This window comes from Mesorhizobium sp. WSM4833 (assembly GCF_055811095.1).
The window spans coordinates 64814-85009 of record NZ_JBVVQG010000021.1 but is presented as its reverse complement, the minus strand read 5'-3'; the positions used below and the strand labels follow the sequence as shown (position 1 = coordinate 85009).

Here is a 20196-nt window from a genome sequence, read left to right as displayed (position 1 = left end):
AATGGGCCAGGATATCCCGACACTCTACGAATGGGCCGGCAGCAGCGAGGCTTTGAACCGGCTCACCCAGACCTTCTATGACAAGGTGGCGCAGGACCCGATCGTCGGGCCGGTGTTCAAGACCATGTCGCCGGATCACCCCGCCCATGTCGCGGCCTTCATCGGCGAGGTTTTCGGCGGACCGAAGACCTACAGCGAGCAGTTCGGCGGCCACCGCGAGATGGTCATGCACCATCTGGGCAAGCATCTGAGCGAAGAGCAGCGCCGCCGCTGGATCAGCCTCCTGGCCGATGCCGCCGACGCGGTCGGCCTGCCTGACGATCCGGAATTCCGTTCGGCCTTCATGGGCTATGTCGAATGGGGATCGCGCCTGGCCAAGATGAACTCCAATCTCGGCGAAACCTGCGATCCGCAGACGGAACCGATGCCGGCCTGGGGCTGGGGTGTGCCGGGCGGCCCCTATCAGCCACCGGGTACAAACTAGCGTCCAGTCGCCATGGAGGTGTTGGGCTGATGCCGGAAGATGTGAAGATCATACGTTGGCGCGAGTGGGACGGACCGGGTCTCGAACATTTGGTGCTGCAGGAGCGGGCAGGGGAGGTCTCGACCGACTCTGTCGCAGTCTGCTCCGGGCAAACGCCTTTTGCCGTCCGTTACCGCATCGTTTGCGATGTCGGCTGGCACGCCAGGCGTGTCGTTGTCGATATGATCGGTAGCGGCCGCACGCTTGTTCTTGCCGCCGATGGCGATGGTCGCTGGACCAGGGACGGCCTGCCGATGCCGGAGCTCGACGGCATTTTCGATCCCGACCTGACCATCACGCCGTTCACCAACACGCTGCCGATCCGGCGATTGCAACTTTCCGCCGGGCAGAGTGCCGAGATAACCACTGCCTTCATCGACTTCCCCGCCCTCACGGTCGTCGCCAACCCGCAGCGCTACACATGCCTCGAAGAGGGCAGGCGATATCTCTATGAATCGCGCGCCAGCGACTTCAGGCGGGAACTTGAAATCGACCGCAACGGGCTGGTTGTCGACTATCCCGATTTCTGGCGCAGAGGTTAAGGCGTGTTTGCATGCAAACCGCTCTTTACAGAGCGTGCGGAAGCTTTTAGGAAGCGCCTGCTGCGCCGACATGCGCACGTACGGGCATAGCTCAGTTGGTAGAGCGGCGGTCTCCAAAACCGCAGGTCGTAGGTTCGAGCCCTGCTGCCCGTGCCATTCCCTGAATGGCATTCAACCCAATGTCTCGCCGTTTCGGAATGGCGTTCAAAACGATATTTCCATGGTCCGGCCTTTGAAAATCGGCGACCCGCTTGCCATATAGGGTCGATTGGGGCATAAGAGCGCCATAGCCGGGACGGAACGACTGGATGGTTCCGAGGCGGTGTTTGGTCATAAAGCGGAGACTTGCCACTTGCGTGGATCAAGAATCGGTTTTATGTAGACGAAACAGACACGCGACGCGTGGAGCTGGGAAACCGGCTTTACGCGTCTGATTTGCATGGGCGAAATGATTGCGCTGATTCGGCGCGAAGTTCGCTCAGGCGGCACGTCCCGGCCAGCGGGATCATCCAGGAGACCCGGCCAACGGGTCTTGAAGACAGAGCGGCATATGGCTTCGAAAACCACAAATCCTTTCGTCTTTCTCCAGCAGGTTCGCGCGGAGACCGCCAAGGTGACTTGGCCGTCGCGGCGCGAAACGATGATCTCGACGGTGATGGTTCTGGCCTTCGCAGTGATCGCGATGATCTTTTTCTTCACCGCTGATCAGCTCATGGGCCTCGCGGTCGAACAGATTCTGGGCATCGGACGCTAAGTCCGGCGATTACGGAGAAGTCTTGAAATGACCGCGCGCTGGTACATCGTCCACGCCTATTCGAACTTTGAAAAGAAGGTCGCCGAGGATATCGAGAACAAGGCCAAGCAGAAGGGCCTGTCTGCCGACATCCACCAGATCGTGGTTCCGACCGAGAAGGTCGTCGAAGTTCGCCGCGGCCGCAAGGTCGATGCCGAGCGCAAGTTCTTCCCGGGCTATGTGCTGCTGAAGGCCAATCTGACCGACGCCGTGTTCTCGCTGGTCAAGAACACGCCGAAGGTCACCGGCTTCCTGGGTGACTCTAAGCCGGTGCCGATCACCGAGGCGGAAGCGCAGCGCATCCTGAACCAGGTCCAGGAAGGCGTCGAGCGGCCCAAGCCCTCGGTCACGTTCGAGATCGGCGAAGCGATCCGCGTTTCGGATGGTCCCTTCGCGTCGTTCAACGGTTTCGTCCAGGAAGTGGACGAGGAGCGGGCGCGGCTCAAGGTGGAAGTTTCGATCTTCGGGCGCGCCGTGCCTGTCGATCTGGAATTCGGGCAGGTCGAAAAGGGCTGATCCGAAATCCCTGAAGCCGGTTTGGCGATCAGGGGAGGCGGCGCGGAAGCGCGGCCTGAGAACGGTGGGAGACGAATGCGGCTTTAGCCGGCCGCATGGGATCGCACCACCAGACTGCAACCGCCGGCATGACCGGCATAGACAAAGGCAGGAAAAGAGATGGCTAAGAAAATTGCAGGCCAGCTCAAGCTCCAGGTGAAAGCGGGATCGGCTACGCCGTCTCCCCCGATCGGCCCGGCGCTTGGTCAGCGTGGCATCAACATCATGGAGTTCTGCAAGGCGTTCAACGCGCAGACCCAGGAAATGGAAAAGGGATCGCCGGTTCCGGTTGTCATCACCTACTATCAGGACAAGTCCTTCACCTTCGTCATGAAGACGGCGCCGGTGAGCTACTTCCTGAAGAAGGCGGCGAACCTGACCTCTGGTTCCAAGGAGCCGGGCAAGGTCAAGGCCGGTACGGTTTCGCGTGACAAGGTCCGCGAGATTGCCACCGCGAAGATGAAAGACCTGAACGCAAACGACGTCGAAGCGGCCATGCGCATGGTCGAGGGCTCCGCCCGCTCGATGGGTCTGGAAGTGGTGGGCTAAGATCATGGCAAAGATTGCAAAGCGTGTATCGAAGACCCGCGAAGGCATCGATCCCAACAAGGCTTATGCCCTGGGTGATGCGCTGAAGCTGCTCAAGGACCGTTCCTCGGTGAAGTTCGATGAGACCATCGAAGTCGCCATGAACCTCGGCGTCGACCCGCGCCATGCCGACCAGATGGTCCGCGGCGTGGTCAACCTGCCGAACGGCACCGGCCGCTCGGTACGTGTCGCCGTGTTCGCCCGTGGTGACAAGGCCGACGAAGCGCGCGCCGCCGGCGCCGACATCGTTGGTGCCGAGGATCTGGTCGACATCGTCCAGAAGGGCACGATCGATTTCGATCGCTGCATCGCCACGCCGGACATGATGCCGCTGGTCGGCCGTCTGGGCAAGGTGCTCGGCCCGCGCGGCATGATGCCGAACCCGAAGGTCGGAACCGTCACCACCGACGTTGCCGCCGCCGTCAAGGCGTCCAAGGGCGGCGCCGTCGAGTTCCGTGTCGAGAAGGCTGGCATCGTCCATGCCGGCGTCGGCAAGGTCTCGTTCGACGTCAAGGCCCTGGAAGAGAACATCCGCGCCTTCGCCGATGCGGTGACCAAGGCAAAGCCGACTGGCGCCAAGGGCAACTACGTCAAGAAGGTGTCGGTCACCTCGACGATGGGCCCGGGCCTCAAGCTCGACGTCGCGACGCTCAACGCGTCCTGATACGAACATTTGGATCGGCCGCCAAGCGGCTGATCCGCAAGTGAATTCCGGACCTCCGACTTGTCGGCGGCCCGGTACCGGAAGCCGAAAGGTTTCCGGACATCCTGTCCGAGATTGCAGGCGGCCCAGAAGCCTTAATTCGATTTGGGCCTGCATGAGACGGGTGAAGACCGGACAACGGAGCGATTGCTCCAATGAAAGGTTCGAACCGTGTTTGCCTTTTGTCTGCGCATCGCCGGCTTGACTGTCGATGTGGCGAAAGGGGGCAGGATCCTCGAGCGTCGTTCGGGAGATCCGTTACTGGATGGCCCGGCCGACAAAAGGCAACCCGACGCCTGTCCTCGTCAATGGGATGTTCCCGTTAACAGGATTGGGGTCAACTGGAGATAGGCAGTGGACAGAGCGGAAAAACGCGAACTCGTCACGGGCCTGAACGGTGCGTTCTCGAACGCAGGTTCAGTGGTCGTGGCCCACTACGCCGGTATCACCGTCGCGCAAATGAACGACCTTCGGTCGAAAATGCGCGCTGCCGGTGGCACCGTCAAAGTCGCGAAGAACCGTCTCGCCAAAATCGCTCTTCAGGGCACGGACTCCGCATCGATCATCGAGCTGTTCAAGGGACAGACGCTGATTGCTTATTCGGAGGATCCGATTGCGGCGCCGAAGGTCGCGTCCGATTTCGCCAAGGGAAATGACAAGCTCGTCATTCTCGGCGGCGCAATGGGCACCACCTCGCTCAATGCCGACGGTGTGAAGGCACTCGCCACACTTCCGTCGCTCGATGAGCTGCGCGCCAGGCTGGTTGGCATGATCGCCACGCCGGCAACCCGGATCGCCCAGATCGTCAATGCGCCAGCGGCCTCGGTCGCGCGCGTCATTGGCGCTTACGCCCGGAAGGACGAGGCGGCATGAGGCCGTTCCTCGCTATCACAAACACACGTTCGAACCTTATGAAGGAACACAACAATGGCTGATCTCGCAAAGATCGTAGACGACCTTTCGAAGCTGACCGTCCTCGAGGCGGCCGAGCTGTCGAAGCTTCTGGAAGAAAAGTGGGGCGTTTCCGCCGCTGCTCCGGTGGCGGTTGCCGCTGCTGGCGGCGCTGCGGCCGCTGCTGCTCCGGCCGAGGAAAAGACGGAATTCGACGTCGTCCTCACCGACGCAGGCGCTCAGAAGATCAACGTCATCAAGGAAGTCCGCGCCATCACCGGTCTTGGCCTCAAGGAAGCCAAGGATCTGGTTGAAGCGGCTCCGAAGCCGGTCAAGGAAGCTGTTTCCAAGGCCGACGCTGACAAGTTCAAGGCCCAGCTGGAAGCAGCCGGCGCCAAGGTCGAACTGAAGTAAGCGTAAAAGCGGCGGGCGGCCTCGCGCCGTCCGCCACTCCCTTCGCCCGAAGGGAGAGCGCGTAACGCGAGATCTGCGAGAACCTCTTTCCTGAGGGCCGAAAACCGGCCTTCAGGAAACGGGTTTTCTCCCGTTCTAGCCGGCCGCCGACAGGCGCCGGGAAAACAGACAGAGGGTTGCCGCCAAGGTGGCCCAGTATGCAAGGCGAGCCGCGGCGAGGCTCGTCCCGAGTTTAGAGCTAAGGAGCGACGATGGCCCAGACCCAGACTTTCAATGGCCGCAGACGCGTACGCAAGTTCTTCGGAAAGATTCCGGAAGTTGCGGAGATGCCGAACCTGATCGAGGTTCAGAAGGCATCCTATGACCAGTTCCTGATGGTGGCGGAGCCCAAGGGTGGGCGTCCGGACGAGGGGCTGCAGGCCGTTTTCAAGTCGGTCTTCCCGATCTCCGATTTTTCCGGCTCCTCCATGCTGGAGTTCGTGAAGTACGAGTTCGAAGGACCGAAATTCGACGTTGACGAATGCCGTCAGCGCGACCTCACCTATGCCGCGCCGCTCAAGGTGACGCTGCGCCTCATCGTGTTCGATATCGACGAGGACACCGGCGCCAAGTCCATCAAGGACATCAAGGAGCAGGACGTCTACATGGGCGACATGCCGCTCATGACCTTGAACGGCACCTTTATCGTCAACGGCACCGAGCGCGTCATCGTTTCGCAGATGCACCGTTCGCCGGGCGTCTTCTTCGACCATGACAAGGGCAAGTCGCACTCGTCGGGCAAGCTTCTGTTTGCCGCGCGCGTCATCCCGTATCGCGGTTCGTGGCTCGACATCGAGTTCGATTCCAAGGACGTCGTGCACGCCCGCATCGATCGCCGCCGCAAGATTCCGGTGACGTCGCTGCTGATGGCGCTCGGCATGGACGGCGAAGAGATCCTGTCGACCTTCTACAACAAGATCACCTACAAGCGTGCCGGCGACCATTGGCGCATTCCGTTCAACGTCGAGCGTTTCCGCGGCCTCAAGGCTGTCGGCGACCTGGTCGATGCCGATACCGGCGAAGTCGTCGTCGAGGCTGGCAAGAAGATCACCGCACGCCAGGCACGGGCGCTTGGCGAAAAGGGTCTGAAGGCGATCAAGGCGACCGACGAGGACCTGCTCGGCAACTATCTGGCCGAGGACATCGTCAACTACGCCACCGGCGAGATCTTCCTCGAGGCCGGTGACGAGATCGACGAGAAGACGCTGAAGGTGCTGCTCGGCACCGGCGAAGAGGAGATCAAGGTTCTCGACATCGACCACGTCAATGTCGGCGCCTATATCCGCAACACGCTCAACGTCGACAAGAACGAGAGCCGCCAGGACGCGCTGTTCGACATCTATCGTGTCATGCGCCCCGGCGAGCCGCCGACGCTCGAAACCGCCGAAGCCATGTTCAACTCGCTGTTCTTCGATAGCGAGCGTTACGATCTGTCGGCCGTCGGCCGCGTCAAGATGAACATGCGCCTCGAGCTCAAGGCCGAGGACACCGTGCGCGTGCTGCGCAAGGACGACATCCTGGCCGTGGTCAGGACGCTGGTTGAACTGCGCGACGGCAAGGGCGAGATCGACGACATCGACAATCTCGGCAACCGCCGCGTGCGTTCGGTCGGCGAGCTGATGGAAAACCAGTACCGCGTCGGCCTGCTGCGCATGGAACGCGCGATCAAGGAGCGTATGTCCTCGATCGAGATCGACACGGTGATGCCGCAGGACCTGATCAACGCCAAGCCGGCGGCTGCCGCCGTGCGCGAGTTCTTCGGTTCCTCGCAGCTGTCGCAGTTCATGGACCAGACCAACCCGCTGTCGGAGATCACCCACAAGCGCCGCCTCTCGGCGCTTGGACCGGGCGGTCTGACCCGCGAGCGCGCCGGCTTCGAAGTGCGCGACGTGCACCCGACGCATTACGGCCGCATCTGCCCGATCGAGACGCCGGAAGGCCCGAATATCGGTCTGATCAACTCGCTGGCCACCTTCGCACGCGTCAACAAGTACGGCTTCATCGAGAGCCCGTACCGCAAGATCGTCGACGGCAAGCTGACCAATGACGTCGTCTATCTCTCGGCGATGGAAGAGGCCAAGCACCACGTCGCGCAGGCCAACGCCGAACTCGACAAGAACGGTGGTTTCGTCGACGAATTCGTCATTTGCCGCAGCGCCGGCGAAGTGATGATGGCGCCGCGCGAAAACGTCGATCTGATGGACGTGTCGCCCAAGCAGATGGTGTCGGTGGCCGCGGCCCTGATCCCGTTCCTGGAAAACGACGACGCCAACCGCGCTCTGATGGGTTCGAACATGCAGCGTCAGGCCGTGCCGCTGGTGCGCGCCGAGGCGCCGTTCGTCGGCACCGGCATGGAGCCGATCGTCGCCCGTGACTCGGGCGCCGCCATCGGCGCCCGCCGCGGCGGCATCGTCGACCAGGTGGACGCGACGCGTATCGTTATCCGCGCCACCGAAGATCTCGATCCGGGCAAGTCCGGCGTCGACATCTACCGGTTGATGAAGTTCCAGCGTTCGAACCAGAACACCTGCATCAACCAGCGCCCGCTGGTTCGCATGGGCGACCGGGTCAACAAGGGCGACATCATCGCCGACGGTCCGTCGACCGAGCTCGGCGATCTGGCGCTCGGCCGCAACGTGCTGGTCGCGTTCATGCCGTGGAACGGCTACAACTACGAGGACTCGATCCTCCTGTCCGAACGCATCGTCGCCGACGACGTCTTCACCTCGATCCACATCGAGGAGTTCGAGGTCATGGCGCGCGATACCAAGCTTGGACCGGAGGAAATCACGCGCGATATCCCGAACGTCTCGGAAGAAGCGCTGAAGAACCTCGACGAAGCCGGCATCGTCTATATCGGTGCGGAAGTTCAGCCGGGCGATATCCTGGTCGGCAAGATCACGCCGAAGGGCGAAAGCCCGATGACGCCGGAAGAGAAGCTTCTGCGCGCCATCTTCGGCGAAAAGGCATCCGATGTGCGCGACACCTCGATGCGCATGCCTCCTGGCACTTTCGGCACCGTCGTCGAGGTGCGCGTCTTCAATCGCCACGGTGTGGAGAAGGACGAGCGCGCCATGGCGATCGAGCGCGAGGAGATCGAACGCCTCGCCAAGGACCGCGACGACGAGCAGGCCATTCTGGACCGTAACGTCTACGCGCGTCTTTCCGACGTGCTCGTCGGCAAGGAAGCGATCGCTGGACCGAAGGGCTTCAAGAAGGGCTCGACGCTGTCCAAGGATACGCTCGACGAGTATCCGCGTTCGCAGTGGTGGCAGTTTGCCGTGGAGAACGAAAAGCTCCAGAGCGAGCTGGAAGCGCTGCGTGGCCAGTACGACGATTCCAAGAAGGCGCTCGAGCAGCGTTTCATGGACAAGGTCGAGAAGGTCCAGCGCGGCGACGAAATGCCTCCGGGCGTCATGAAGATGGTCAAGGTCTTCGTGGCCGTGAAGCGCAAGATGCAGCCCGGCGACAAGATGGCCGGCCGTCACGGCAACAAGGGTGTCGTGTCGCGGATCGTTCCGGTCGAGGACATGCCTTTCCTCGAGGACGGCACGCATGCCGATATCGTGCTCAACCCGCTGGGTGTGCCGAGCCGCATGAATGTCGGCCAGATCCTGGAAACGCATCTGGGCTGGGCATGTGCGGGCATGGGCAGGAAGATCGGCGAGCTGATCGACACGTACAAGGCAGCGGGCGACATCAAGCCGCTGCGCAAGACGCTCGAGAGCTTCATCCCGGCCAACGACCGCAACGAACCGGTTCGCGACTATGACGACGAGAGCATCGTTCGCCTCAGCGAGCAGATGCGCCGCGGCGTCTCGATCGCGACCCCGGTGTTCGACGGCGCGCATGAGGCTGACATCAACATCATGCTGGAGCAGGCGGGCCTGCACAGCAGCGGTCAGTCGCAGCTCTATGACGGACGCACGGGCGAGCCGTTCGATCGCAAGGTGACGATGGGCTACATCTACATGCTCAAGCTTCACCATCTCGTGGACGACAAGATCCACGCGCGTTCGATCGGTCCGTACTCGCTCGTCACCCAGCAGCCGCTGGGCGGCAAGGCGCAGTTCGGTGGCCAGCGCTTCGGCGAGATGGAGGTCTGGGCGCTGGAAGCGTACGGCGCCGCCTACACGCTGCAGGAAATGCTGACGGTGAAGTCCGACGACGTCGCCGGCCGTACCAAGGTCTACGAGGCGATCGTGCGTGGCGACGACACCTTCGAGGCCGGCATCCCGGAGAGCTTCAACGTTCTCGTCAAGGAAATGCGGTCTCTCGGCCTCAACGTCGAGCTGGAGAACACCAAGCTCGACGACAACCCTGTCCGGCTGCCCGACGCGGCCGAGTAAGGCGATGGCGCGCCACGGCTGTCCGCGGCGCGCCTCGAGCATGATCCCGAAAAGTGGCTACCGGTTTTCGGACAGGATCATGCTCAACCAGGAAGAATTCGACGGCCAGTGGCCGACAAAGACGGCGGGCGTTTGGCTCGCGACTAGATGCAAGGGATCTTCGAGGATCCCGAAAAGGAGAACGGCATGAACCAAGAGGTCATGAATCTCTTCAATCCGCAGGCGCCTGCGCAGGTGTTCGATTCCATCCGGATATCGCTTGCCAGCCCTGAGAAGATTCTGTCCTGGTCTTTCGGCGAGATCAAGAAGCCGGAGACCATCAACTACCGCACCTTCAAGCCGGAGCGTGACGGTCTGTTCTGCGCGCGCATTTTTGGCCCGATCAAGGACTACGAGTGCCTGTGCGGTAAGTACAAGCGCATGAAGTACAAGGGCGTCATCTGCGAGAAGTGCGGCGTTGAAGTCACGCTGTCGCGCGTTCGCCGCGAGCGCATGGGCCATATCGAGCTGGCGGCACCGGTCGCCCATATCTGGTTCCTGAAGTCGCTGCCGTCGCGCATCGGCACGCTGCTCGACATGACCCTGAAGGACATCGAGCGCGTCCTCTACTTCGAGAACTACATCGTCACCGAACCTGGCCTCACCGCGCTGAAGGAGCACCAGCTGCTCAGCGAGGAAGAGTACATGATCGCCGTCGACGAGTATGGCGAGGATTCGTTCACCGCCATGATCGGCGCCGAGGCCATTCATGACCTCCTGGCCGGCATGGACCTGGAGAAGATCGCCGGCGACCTGCGTTCGGAACTGGCGTCGACCACCTCCGAGCTGAAGCAGAAGAAGTATCTGAAGCGGCTCAAGGTCGTCGAGAACTTCATGGAATCCGGCAATCGTCCGGAATGGATGATCATGAAGGTGGTTCCGGTGATCCCGCCGGACCTGCGTCCGCTCGTCCCGCTGGACGGCGGCCGCTTCGCCACGTCGGATCTGAACGATCTCTATCGCCGTGTCATCAACCGCAACAACCGCCTGAAGCGGCTGATCGAGCTGCGCGCCCCCGGCATCATCGTGCGCAATGAAAAGCGCATGCTGCAGGAAGCCGTCGATGCGCTGTTCGACAACGGCCGTCGCGGCCGCGTCATCACCGGCGCCAACAAGCGCCCGCTGAAGTCGCTGTCCGACATGCTCAAGGGCAAGCAGGGCCGGTTCCGTCAGAACCTGCTCGGCAAGCGCGTCGACTATTCCGGCCGCTCGGTCATCGTGACCGGTCCGGAGCTCAAGCTGCACCAATGCGGCCTGCCCAAGAAGATGGCGCTCGAACTGTTCAAGCCCTTCATCTACGCCCGTCTCGACGCCAAGGGTTACTCCTCGACCGTCAAGCAGGCGAAGAAGCTGGTCGAAAAGGAGCGTCCGGAAGTCTGGGATATCCTCGACGAGGTCATCCGCGAGCATCCGGTGCTGCTGAACCGTGCGCCGACGCTGCACCGTCTCGGCATCCAGGCGTTCGAGCCGATCCTGATCGAAGGCAAGGCGATCCAGCTGCACCCGCTGGTCTGCACGGCCTTCAACGCCGACTTCGACGGCGATCAGATGGCCGTTCACGTGCCGCTGTCGCTGGAAGCGCAGCTTGAAGCCCGCGTGCTGATGATGTCGACCAACAACATCCTGCACCCGGCTTCGGGCGCGCCGATCATCGTGCCGTCGCAGGACATGGTTCTGGGTCTCTACTATCTCTCGATCGTCAACCAGAACGAGCCGGGCGAGGGCATGGTGTTTGCCGACATGGGCGAACTCCAGCACGCGCTCGAGACCAAGGCGGTGACGCTGCACTCCAAGATCAAGGGTCGTTTCCGCACGGTCGACGCCGAAGGCAAGGTCGTGTCGAAGATCCATGACACCACGCCTGGCCGCATGATCATCGGCGAGCTTCTGCCGAAGAACGTCAACGTGCCTTACGAGACCGCCAACCAGGAGATGACCAAGAAGAACATCTCCAAGATGATCGACACCGTCTACCGCCATTGCGGTCAGAAGGAGACGGTCATTTTCTGCGATCGCATCATGGCGCTCGGCTTCAGCCATGCCTGCCGCGCCGGCATTTCGTTCGGCAAGGACGACATGCTGATCCCGGATGCCAAGATCAAGCTGGTCTCCGACACCGAGGCTTTGGCCAAGGAATACGAGCAGCAGTACAATGACGGTCTGATCACGCAGGGCGAGAAGTACAACAAGGTCGTCGACGCCTGGGCCAAGTGCTCGGAAAAGGTCGCCGACGAGATGATGGCCCGCATCAAGGCGGTCGAGTTCGAGGACAATGGCCGTCAGAAGCCGATGAACTCGATCTACATGATGTCGCACTCCGGTGCGCGTGGCTCGCCCACCCAGATGCGCCAGCTTGCCGGCATGCGCGGCCTTATGGCCAAGCCGTCGGGTGAAATCATCGAGACGCCGATCATCTCGAACTTCAAGGAAGGCCTGACCGTGCTCGAGTACTTCAACTCGACCCACGGCGCCCGCAAGGGTCTGGCCGACACCGCCTTGAAGACGGCGAACTCGGGTTACCTCACCCGTCGTCTGGTCGACGTGGCGCAGGACTGCATCGTCAACTCCGTCGACTGCGGCACCGACAAGGGCCTCACCATGCAGCCGATCGTCGATGCCGGTCAGGTCGTTGCTTCGGTCGGCCAGCGCGTGCTGGGCCGTACGTCGCTCGACGACATCACCCATCCGGTGTCGGGCGAGATCCTGGTCAAGGCCGGAACGCTGATGGACGAGCGTGACGTGGAACAGATCGAAAAGGCCGGCGTCCAGTCGGTCCGCATCCGCTCGGCACTGACTTGCGAAGTCAGGGTTGGCGTCTGCGCGGTCTGCTACGGTCGCGATCTGGCCCGCGGCACCCCGGTCAACCAGGGCGAAGCCGTCGGCGTCATCGCGGCGCAGTCGATCGGCGAGCCGGGCACCCAGCTCACCATGCGTACCTTCCACATGGGCGGTACCGCGCAGGTGGTGGACAGCTCGTTCCTTGAAGCCTCGTATGAGGGCAAGGTCGAGATCCGCAACCGCAACGTGGTGCGCAACTCCGACGGCCAGCAGATGGTCATGGGCCGCAACATGGCGGTGCTGATCCTCGACGAAGCCGGCAAGGAGCGCGCCTCGCACCGTCTCACCTATGGTTCGCGCATCTTCGTGGACGATGGTGACAAGGTGAAGCGCGGCCAGCGTATCGCCGAGTGGGATCCCTACACGCGTCCGGTCCTCACCGAAATCGAGGGCAGGGTGTCGTACGAGGATCTGGTCGACGGCATTTCCGTTCAGGAAACGGCCGACGAGTCGACCGGCATCACCAAGCGTGAGGTCATCGACTGGCGCTCGACGCCACGTGGCAACGACCTGAAGCCGGCGATTGCGATCCAGGACGCCAAGGGCAAGGTCGGCAAGCTGTCCAAGGGCGGCGACGCCCGCTTCCTGCTCTCGGTCGAGGCCATTCTTTCGGTCGAGCCGGGTTCGCAGGTTCGCCCCGGCGACGTTTTGGCGCGTATTCCGATGGAAAGCGCCAAGACCAAGGACATCACCGGCGGTCTGCCGCGTGTTGCCGAGCTGTTCGAGGCACGTCGTCCGAAGGATCACGCCATCATCGCCGAGATCGACGGCACGATCCGCTTCGGCCGCGACTACAAGAACAAGCGTCGCATCATCATCGAGCCGCATGACTCGACGCTTGAGCCGGTCGAATACCTGATCCCGAAGGGCAAGCCGTTCCATCTCCAGGACGGCGACGTCATCGAGAAGGGCGACTACATCCTCGACGGCAACCCGGCGCCGCACGACATCCTGGCGATCAAGGGCGTGGAGGCACTTGCTTCCTACCTCGTCAACGAGATCCAGGAAGTCTACCGTCTGCAGGGCGTGTCGATCAACGACAAGCACATCGAGGTGATCGTTCGCCAGATGCTGCAGAAGGTCGAGATCACGGTGCAGGGCGACTCGACCTACATCCCGGGCGATCATGTCGACGTGATCGAACTGGAAGAGGTCAACGAGCGTCTGGTCGAGGACGGCAAGAAGCCAGCCGAAGGCCTGCCGGTGCTGCTCGGCATCACCAAGGCCTCGCTGCAGACGCCGTCCTTCATCTCGGCCGCCTCCTTCCAGGAGACGACGCGAGTGCTGACGGAAGCTGCCGTTGCCGGCAAGACCGACATGCTGCAGGGCTTGAAGGAAAACGTCATCGTCGGCCGGTTGATCCCGGCCGGTACCGGCGGCACGATGAGCCAGATCCGGCGCATCGCCACCTCGCGCGACGAACTGATCATCGACGAGCGCCGCAAGGCCTCGGGTGCGGAAGTCGCCGAGCCGATGCTGGCCGACATGACCACCGCCGCGCAGTAAGCGCGGACGGCAACGATCTCAGGCAATAAGGCCGTCGGGGCAACCCGGCGGCCTATTTTTTTGTGCTATTCGGACACCCTCTCGAAGCGAAGCAGATCGCCCGGCTGACAGTCGAGATAGTCGCAGATGCGCTCCAGCGTGTCGAACCGGATACCCTTGACCTTTCCCTGCTTCAAAAGAGAAAGATTGGCCTCGGTAATGCCGACATATTCGGCCAGGTCCTTTGACTTCACGTTTCGTTCGGCGAGGACGACATTGAGCCTGACCCTTATGGGCATGAGCTGATCCTCATCAGATGAATTGCGCGTTTTCTTCGGCGAGTGCCGATGCCTCGGCCATGACCCAGGTGATGACAGCGACGATGCAAGCTGCCAGCAAGGTCAGCATCGTGTCGCTGTCGAGACCGAGCGTTAGCCGGTGCTGGCCGGCAGGCGCGTCCCAGCTGAGCAGAACGGACAATGCCGCCGCCGAAACCGGTTTCAGCAAGGCGGATGCCAGCAGGCCGAGGCCAAAGTACCGCAAATTGCTGATGGCGCCCTGTCCGAAGAAGTTGCCGGACGCGAAAGCGCCGAAGCAGCGCCTTGCGGCCATGAGCGCGAAGACGAGGCAGGCAAGCGGCACGAACGAGATCGCGAACCCGACCAGTCTTCGACCGAGGCCAAGCTCGCTCAGCCATTCCTGCGGGACTTGCGCATCGGCCGCGATCGAACTGGCAGAGACGCTGAGCCAGTAGAACAGCAGACCGATGGTCAGCAATATGGCGAGGACGACAAAACACCTCGCCAGCACTAGGCTGAAAAGTCGGATGCGTCTCAATCTAAGCTGGCGGGCAGGATCGGCGGGGACAGCCGTGATGACAGGTTCAATCATCGCCGTTATCACTCCATCGTAATGAATTATCGTTTTACAATAATTTATTTATGCGCAATGATGATTCTTGTCAATTCCTCATCACAGGAGAAACCTATGCCTTCGTTCAAACGCCGGATTGCCGTGGCAGCCATCGCGATTGTCGCCGCGTCCATAACGCCTTTTGCTGCCATCGCCCTCCCGTCGACAGCGACAGGCCGGATATCGGTGGGGCAGGTGATGGAAATGCTCGACAAGGCCGACACGAGCCCGGTCGCCAGGCAAACGCTGGTCGCCTATGTCGCCGGGGTTGGCGAAGCCGCCGGCGTGATCGCCGACACGATCGGCAATGGCGGCCTCGTTTCCTGCAAGAGTTCTTTCAGCCTGGATACACGAGCGGTGCGCGCCGCCCTTGAAGCGGGCGCCCCTCGTCAGGGTAACTGGTCTCAGACACCGGCGACGCCACTGATCATTGCCGACATGGTCAAGCGTGCCGGTTGCAGGACCAGGAATTGAGCCTGGCGATCCGCTGGTTCTCAGTCGCGCGACAATCCTGTCGCGCGACTATTCCCAACCTGCGACCCCCGCGCGCGATCAGCGAGTGCGGTTCCAGAGCTCAATCGAAAAACGCCTCGACTACGTTGCGCTTGCCGAGCATGAAGGCGTCAGCGACATGCTGGAGCGGGGCCAGATCGACATCGGAAACGCCGGCGCGCACGATCTCGGCGAAGCGCTTGTAGAGCATCGGATATTCCGCTTCCGGCTCTTCGTGAATGAGCTTGCCGTCGATGGCGAGCTTCGAGCCGCCGCCCGACAGCACCATGGCGCCCTTGTCGGTGTCGGCCAGGATGTCCCAGCTTTGCGGGCCTGTCTGCAGCCAGTCGAGGTCCATCGTCACCGGCAGGCCATTCGAGGTGCGGAAGGTGACGCGCGCGGCAACCGGGGAGGCGCGGTTTTCGGGAAAGTCGAGCACCGCCGAGGTGATGAACATGGCCGGCAGGATATGGGTGGCAATCGACAGCGCGTTGATGCCGGGATCGAAGACGCCAAAACCGCCGGGAGCCCAGATCCATTCCTGGTTCGGGTGCCAGCGGCGCACATCCTCTTTCCAGTTGATGGCGGCCGAGCGGATGCGGGCTGAACTTAGAAAAGCACGTGCGGCCTCGACGGCCGGCGCATAGCGCGAGTGCCAGCTGGCGAACAGCGAGACGCCGTTGTGCGCAGCCAATGTCTTGAGGTCTTCGACCTCGCTGACAGTAGCGCCTGGCGGCTTCTCCAGGAAGACATGCTTCTTTGCCGTCAGCGCCGTCCGCGCCGCGTCGTAGCGGAATTGCGGCGGCATGCAGAGCGAGACGGCCTCGAGCTCGGCTACGGCGTCGAGCATGGCTTCGATGGTGGGGAAATTCGGGATGTCATCCACCTTGCCGTGACGGCTGGCGGCCGCGACGAGGCGATAGTCCTGGTCTTTCGCCAGGGCCGGCAGGTGCTGGTCGCGGACGATCTTGCCGACGCCGACGATGCCTATCTTGATGGGCTGGGACACGGCCGCTCCGTCTGTTTGATGATGGTCATGGCTTCTTATCAGAACACTTGCCCCGGGCAAGCCGAAGCCGGGCAGCCAAGCTCAGCCTTCCCTTAGCGGCAGCACATTTGTCGGCTGGGAAGGCCTCGGTCGCCGATTCGGTTCGGCAGTCGATTCGAAAGCTGGACCGGGGTCAGATCGGCACGTCGAAGGTAACGATCGACACTTCGCCTTCGAGCGCGCCCTGGAAGGCGGAAATATGCGGCTCTTCGTCGGGGATGCCGTCCATGTCGCCGATCTGGTCGAGCTCGGCCTCGGCGTAACCTTCGGCGGCAAGCGATTCGAGCGCCCGGCGCACCGCCGAATCGTCGTCGGGCGCAACCAGCATGACGTGGACGCCTTCCGGTTTGCCGCCTTTTTTCTTCCACACCCGGCCGGTGATGATGGTGACCGGGCGTTCTTCGTTGTCGTTCACGGGCCGATTCCTCTTGGCAGCGGGGGGGCGGGCGAGGGGGTTTTGACTGCTCATGCGGCCTTTTCGCATGAAGCAAGGCCGCGCAACAGCGCAAACCCATTCACTTTGCCTGAAGGCTTGTCACTTTCTTCCTCGCTCTTGCAAAAATGCGAAAGAAAATTACATGCGGTTTTCGCATGGCTGCCAAGCCTTGGTCGGCGCGCAATATTTGGTGCTCCGGGCTTGACGGTCCGCGGTCTTACGGGTAGAAGCCGCCCAGTCAGAACCGATGTGAGGCTCTCCCTTCCGAAGCGACACGCTTTGGAGTTTGCCTCAAACAGGGTTCGTTTTACGAGCGAAAAGACATTTCCGGCGTGCACGAAGCGGCTTCCGCTTCCTCTGCCTTTTGTTCGGGCAAGACCGCGAGGCGCGGTTTATGGCCCGAATTTGCGTATGGAAATGACGCTTTGAGCGGCCCTGACCGGGCGAGACACGGAATTGAGAGACAAGAGGGTTTAATGCCTACCGTCAACCAGCTGATCCGCAAGCCGCGCATTGCGCCGGTGAAGCGCAACAAGGTCCCGGCCATGCAGCAGAACCCGCAGAAGCGGGGCGTCTGCACGCGCGTCTATACAACGACGCCGAAGAAGCCGAACTCGGCGCTGCGCAAGGTGGCCAAGATCCGCCTGACCAATGGTTTTGAAGTGATCGGGTACATCCCCGGCGAAGGCCACAACCTTCAGGAGCACTCCGTGGTGATGATCCGCGGCGGCCGCGTCAAGGATCTCCCGGGCGTTCGCTACCACATCATCCGCGGTGTGCTCGACACGCAGGGTGTGAAGAACCGCAAGCAGCGCCGTTCGAAGTACGGCGCCAAGCGTCCGAAGTAAGGGGCGTCCGAAGTAAGATTTTCCGGCCTTGGCGCTCCTTGAGTGCGTCGGGCTATGAGATTGAGAGACAAAAGCCATGTCGCGTCGTCACAGTGCAGAAAAGCGTGAGATCAATCCGGACCCGAAGTTCGGCGATCTGATCGTCACCAAGTTCATGAACGCCGTCATGTATGACGGCAAGAAGTCGGTCGCCGAGACCATCGTCTACGGCGCGCTCGACCAGGTTCAGTCGAAGACCAAGCAGGAGCCGGTCACCGTCTTCCATCAGGCGCTCGACAATGTCGCGCCGCATGTGGAAGTGCGTTCGCGCCGTGTCGGCGGCGCCACCTACCAGGTTCCGGTCGACGTGCGCCCCGAGCGCCGCCAGGCATTGGCCATTCGCTGGCTGATTGCTGCGGCCCGCAACCGCAACGAGACCACGATGGTCGACCGCCTCTCCGGCGAGCTGATGGACGCGGCCAACAACCGCGGCACCGCTGTCAAGAAGCGTGAAGACACCCACAAGATGGCTGAAGCCAACCGCGCTTTCGCGCACTACCGCTGGTAAAGCGCGAACGAGACTGAGAGGCAGCTACGATGGCCCGCGAATACAAAATCGAAGACTACCGCAATTTCGGTATCATGGCGCATATTGACGCCGGCAAGACGACGACCACCGAGCGCGTCCTCTACTACACGGGCAAGTCGCACAAGATCGGCGAAGTCCACGACGGCGCTGCCACCATGGATTGGATGGAGCAGGAGCAGGAGCGCGGCATCACCATCACGTCCGCCGCGACCACGACCTTCTGGAAGGCTCGTGACGGCAAGATGCACCGCTTCAACATCATCGACACCCCCGGCCACGTCGACTTCACCATCGAGGTCGAGCGTTCGCTGCGCGTGCTCGACGGCGCCATCGCGCTGCTCGATGCCAATGCCGGTGTTGAGCCGCAGACCGAGACTGTCTGGCGCCAGGCCGACAAGTATCGCGTTCCGCGCATGATCTTCTGCAACAAGATGGACAAGATCGGCGCCGACTTCTATCGCTCGGTCGAGATGATCGGCTCGCGCCTCGGTGCGCATGCTGTTGTCATGCAGCTGCCGATTGGCGCCGAGACCGAGTTCAAGGGCGTTGTCGACCTCGTCGAGATGAACGCGCTGGTCTGGCGCGACGAGACGCTGGGCGCTGCCTGGGATATCGTCGAGATCCCGGACGACCTCAAGGCTCGTGCCGAAGAATACCGCGAGAAGATGATCGAGGCTGCCGTCGAAATGGACGAGACGGCGCTTGAGAATTACCTCGAAGGCAAGATGCCGTCGAATGACGAGATTCGCGCGCTGATCCGCAAGGGCACCATCGCGGTCAAGTTCTACCCGATGTTCTGTGGCTCGGCCTTCAAGAACAAGGGCGTGCAGCCGCTGCTCGACGCCGTCGTCGAATATCTGCCTTCGCCGGCCGATGTTCCCGCCATCAAGGGCGTCGATGCCAAGACCGACGCCGAGATCGAGCGTCATGCCGACGACAACGAGCCGCTGTCGATGCTCGCCTTCAAGATCATGAACGACCCGTTCGTCGGTTCGCTGACCTTTGCGCGCATCTATTCGGGCAGGCTCACCAAGGGCATCTCGGTCGACAACACCGTGAAGGGCAAGAAAGAGCGCATCGGCCGCATGCTGCAGATGCATGCGAACTCGCGCGCCGACGTCGAAGAGGCTTTTGCCGGTGATATCGTTGCTCTTGCCGGTCTCAAGGACACGACCACCGGCGACACGCTGAGCGATCCGCTGCATCCGGTCATCCTCGAGCGCATGGAATTCCCCGATCCGGTCATCCAGATCGCCATCGAGCCGAAGACCAAGAACGACCAGGAAAAGATGGGCCTCGCCCTTCACCGCCTGGCCGCCGAGGATCCGTCCTTCCGCGTCAAGACCGACGAGGAAAGCGGCCAGACCATCATTTCCGGCATGGGCGAACTCCACCTCGACATCATCGTCGACCGCATGCGTCGCGAGTTCAAGGTCGAGGCCAATGTCGGCGCACCGCAGGTGGCCTATCGCGAGACGATCACCCGCAAGCACGAGCAGGACTACACGCACAAGAAGCAGACCGGCGGTACCGGTCAGTTCGCTCGCGTCAAGATCCTGTTCGAGCCGAACCCCGATAGCAGCGAGTTCGAGTTCGATACCAAGATCGTCGGCGGCGCCGTGCCGAAGGAGTACATCCCTGGTGTCGAAAAGGGCATCAACAGCGTCATGACCTCGGGTCCGTTCGCGGGCTTCCCGATGATCGGCGTCAAGGCGACCCTCATCGACGGCGCTTACCACGATGTCGACTCCAGCGTTCTGGCCTTCGAAATCGCCGGCCGCGCCTGCTTCCGTGAAGCAGCACCCAAGCTTGGCGTGCAGCTGCTCGAGCCGATCATGAAGGTCGAAGTCGTGACGCCGGAAGACTACGTCGGCAGCGTCATCGGCGATCTGAACGGTCGTCGTGGCCAGATCCAGGGTCAGGAAGCGCGTGGCGTCGCCGTTGTCATCAACGCGATGGTGCCGCTCGCCAACATGTTCAAGTATGTCGACAACCTGCGCTCGATGAGCCAGGGCCGTGCGGCCTACACGATGCAGTTCGATCACTACGAGCCGGTTCCGACCGCAGTGGCCCAGGAAGTCCAGAAGAAATACGCGTAAGGGTTCCTTAGCCACCGACGTCGCGTCCCTTGCG

The 20196-nt window shown here is 61.9% G+C and carries 18 protein-coding genes and 1 tRNA gene; 15 read left to right on the top strand and 4 right to left on the bottom strand.

Annotation, left to right across the window (positions count from 1 at the left end; all coding sequences use genetic code 11):
• Position 1 precedes the first annotated feature (1 nt).
• The 11 genes from AC0L2D_RS29210 (at position 2) to rpoC (ending at position 13780) form a co-directional block, all read left to right on the top strand.
• Positions 2 to 484 (top strand): group II truncated hemoglobin, encoded by a 483-nt coding sequence (locus AC0L2D_RS29210; RefSeq protein ID WP_473543645.1) that lies wholly within the window; start codon positions 2 to 4, stop codon positions 482 to 484.
• A 29-nt stretch (positions 485 to 513) separates the two neighbouring features.
• Positions 514 to 1065: a putative glycolipid-binding domain-containing protein gene (locus AC0L2D_RS29205; RefSeq protein ID WP_473543643.1), complete on the top strand. Its 552-nt coding sequence runs from the start codon at positions 514 to 516 to the stop codon at positions 1063 to 1065.
• Positions 1066 to 1145: 80 nt separating this feature from the next.
• A tRNA-Trp gene (locus AC0L2D_RS29200) sits at positions 1146 to 1221 on the top strand.
• 394 nt (positions 1222 to 1615) lie between these two features.
• The gene (secE, locus tag AC0L2D_RS29195; RefSeq protein WP_013531408.1) at positions 1616 to 1819 is read left to right on the top strand and encodes a preprotein translocase subunit SecE; all 204 of its coding nucleotides are present in this window, start codon (positions 1616 to 1618) and stop codon (positions 1817 to 1819) included.
• Positions 1820 to 1846: 27 nt separating this feature from the next.
• Positions 1847 to 2374, top strand: a complete 528-nt coding sequence (gene nusG / locus AC0L2D_RS29190) for a transcription termination/antitermination protein NusG (RefSeq protein ID WP_013531409.1) — start codon at positions 1847 to 1849, stop codon at positions 2372 to 2374.
• Positions 2375 to 2533: 159 nt separating this feature from the next.
• A complete protein-coding gene (rplK, locus tag AC0L2D_RS29185; RefSeq protein WP_013531410.1) occupies positions 2534 to 2962 on the top strand; it encodes a 50S ribosomal protein L11 in 429 nt (142 codons plus the stop codon).
• A gap of 4 nt (positions 2963 to 2966) precedes the next feature.
• A complete protein-coding gene (gene rplA / locus AC0L2D_RS29180) occupies positions 2967 to 3665 on the top strand; it encodes a 50S ribosomal protein L1 (protein ID WP_013531411.1) in 699 nt (232 codons plus the stop codon).
• A gap of 393 nt (positions 3666 to 4058) precedes the next feature.
• A complete protein-coding gene (rplJ, locus tag AC0L2D_RS29175; protein WP_013531412.1) occupies positions 4059 to 4577 on the top strand; it encodes a 50S ribosomal protein L10 in 519 nt (172 codons plus the stop codon).
• A 54-nt stretch (positions 4578 to 4631) separates the two neighbouring features.
• Positions 4632 to 5009 (top strand): 50S ribosomal protein L7/L12, encoded by a 378-nt coding sequence (rplL, locus tag AC0L2D_RS29170; protein ID WP_013531413.1) that lies wholly within the window; start codon positions 4632 to 4634, stop codon positions 5007 to 5009.
• Positions 5010 to 5260: 251 nt separating this feature from the next.
• Positions 5261 to 9397, top strand: a complete 4137-nt coding sequence (gene rpoB / locus AC0L2D_RS29165; protein WP_013531414.1) for a DNA-directed RNA polymerase subunit beta — start codon at positions 5261 to 5263, stop codon at positions 9395 to 9397.
• Positions 9398 to 9583: 186 nt separating this feature from the next.
• Positions 9584 to 13780 (top strand): DNA-directed RNA polymerase subunit beta', encoded by a 4197-nt coding sequence (rpoC, locus tag AC0L2D_RS29160; protein ID WP_013531415.1) that lies wholly within the window; start codon positions 9584 to 9586, stop codon positions 13778 to 13780.
• Positions 13781 to 13845: 65 nt separating this feature from the next.
• Here rpoC and AC0L2D_RS29155 read toward each other — a convergent pair whose 3' ends face one another.
• Together AC0L2D_RS29155 and AC0L2D_RS29150 are read right to left on the bottom strand one after the other, a co-directional pair.
• Positions 13846 to 14058: a helix-turn-helix domain-containing protein gene (locus tag AC0L2D_RS29155; RefSeq protein WP_013531416.1), complete on the bottom strand. Its 213-nt coding sequence runs from the start codon at positions 14056 to 14058 to the stop codon at positions 13846 to 13848.
• Positions 14059 to 14071: 13 nt separating this feature from the next.
• Entirely contained in the window at positions 14072 to 14650 is a 579-nt protein-coding gene (locus AC0L2D_RS29150; RefSeq protein WP_013531417.1) for a DUF2975 domain-containing protein, read from the bottom strand.
• A gap of 96 nt (positions 14651 to 14746) precedes the next feature.
• Between AC0L2D_RS29150 and AC0L2D_RS29145 the strand changes: the two genes are divergently transcribed.
• The gene (locus AC0L2D_RS29145; protein WP_013531418.1) at positions 14747 to 15145 is read left to right on the top strand and encodes a chlorophyllide reductase subunit BchY; all 399 of its coding nucleotides are present in this window, start codon (positions 14747 to 14749) and stop codon (positions 15143 to 15145) included.
• 100 nt (positions 15146 to 15245) lie between these two features.
• Here AC0L2D_RS29145 and AC0L2D_RS29140 read toward each other — a convergent pair whose 3' ends face one another.
• Complete coding sequence (locus tag AC0L2D_RS29140; RefSeq protein ID WP_013531419.1) at positions 15246 to 16172, bottom strand: Gfo/Idh/MocA family protein; 927 nt, start codon at positions 16170 to 16172, stop codon at positions 15246 to 15248.
• Positions 16173 to 16344: 172 nt separating this feature from the next.
• Entirely contained in the window at positions 16345 to 16626 is a 282-nt protein-coding gene (locus tag AC0L2D_RS29135; protein WP_013531420.1) for a transcriptional regulator, read from the bottom strand.
• A gap of 497 nt (positions 16627 to 17123) precedes the next feature.
• Between AC0L2D_RS29135 and rpsL the strand changes: the two genes are divergently transcribed.
• The 3 genes from rpsL (at position 17124) to fusA (ending at position 20162) form a co-directional block, all read left to right on the top strand.
• Positions 17124 to 17495, top strand: coding sequence for a 30S ribosomal protein S12 (rpsL, locus tag AC0L2D_RS29130; protein ID WP_006333356.1), 372 nt, complete (start codon positions 17124 to 17126; stop codon positions 17493 to 17495).
• Between the two features lie 76 nt (positions 17496 to 17571).
• A complete protein-coding gene (rpsG, locus tag AC0L2D_RS29125) occupies positions 17572 to 18042 on the top strand; it encodes a 30S ribosomal protein S7 (protein WP_008875664.1) in 471 nt (156 codons plus the stop codon).
• Between the two features lie 29 nt (positions 18043 to 18071).
• On the top strand, positions 18072 to 20162 hold the full coding sequence (gene fusA / locus AC0L2D_RS29120; protein WP_013531421.1) for an elongation factor G: 2091 nt from the start codon (positions 18072 to 18074) through the stop codon (positions 20160 to 20162).
• Positions 20163 to 20196: the final 34 nt, after the last annotated feature.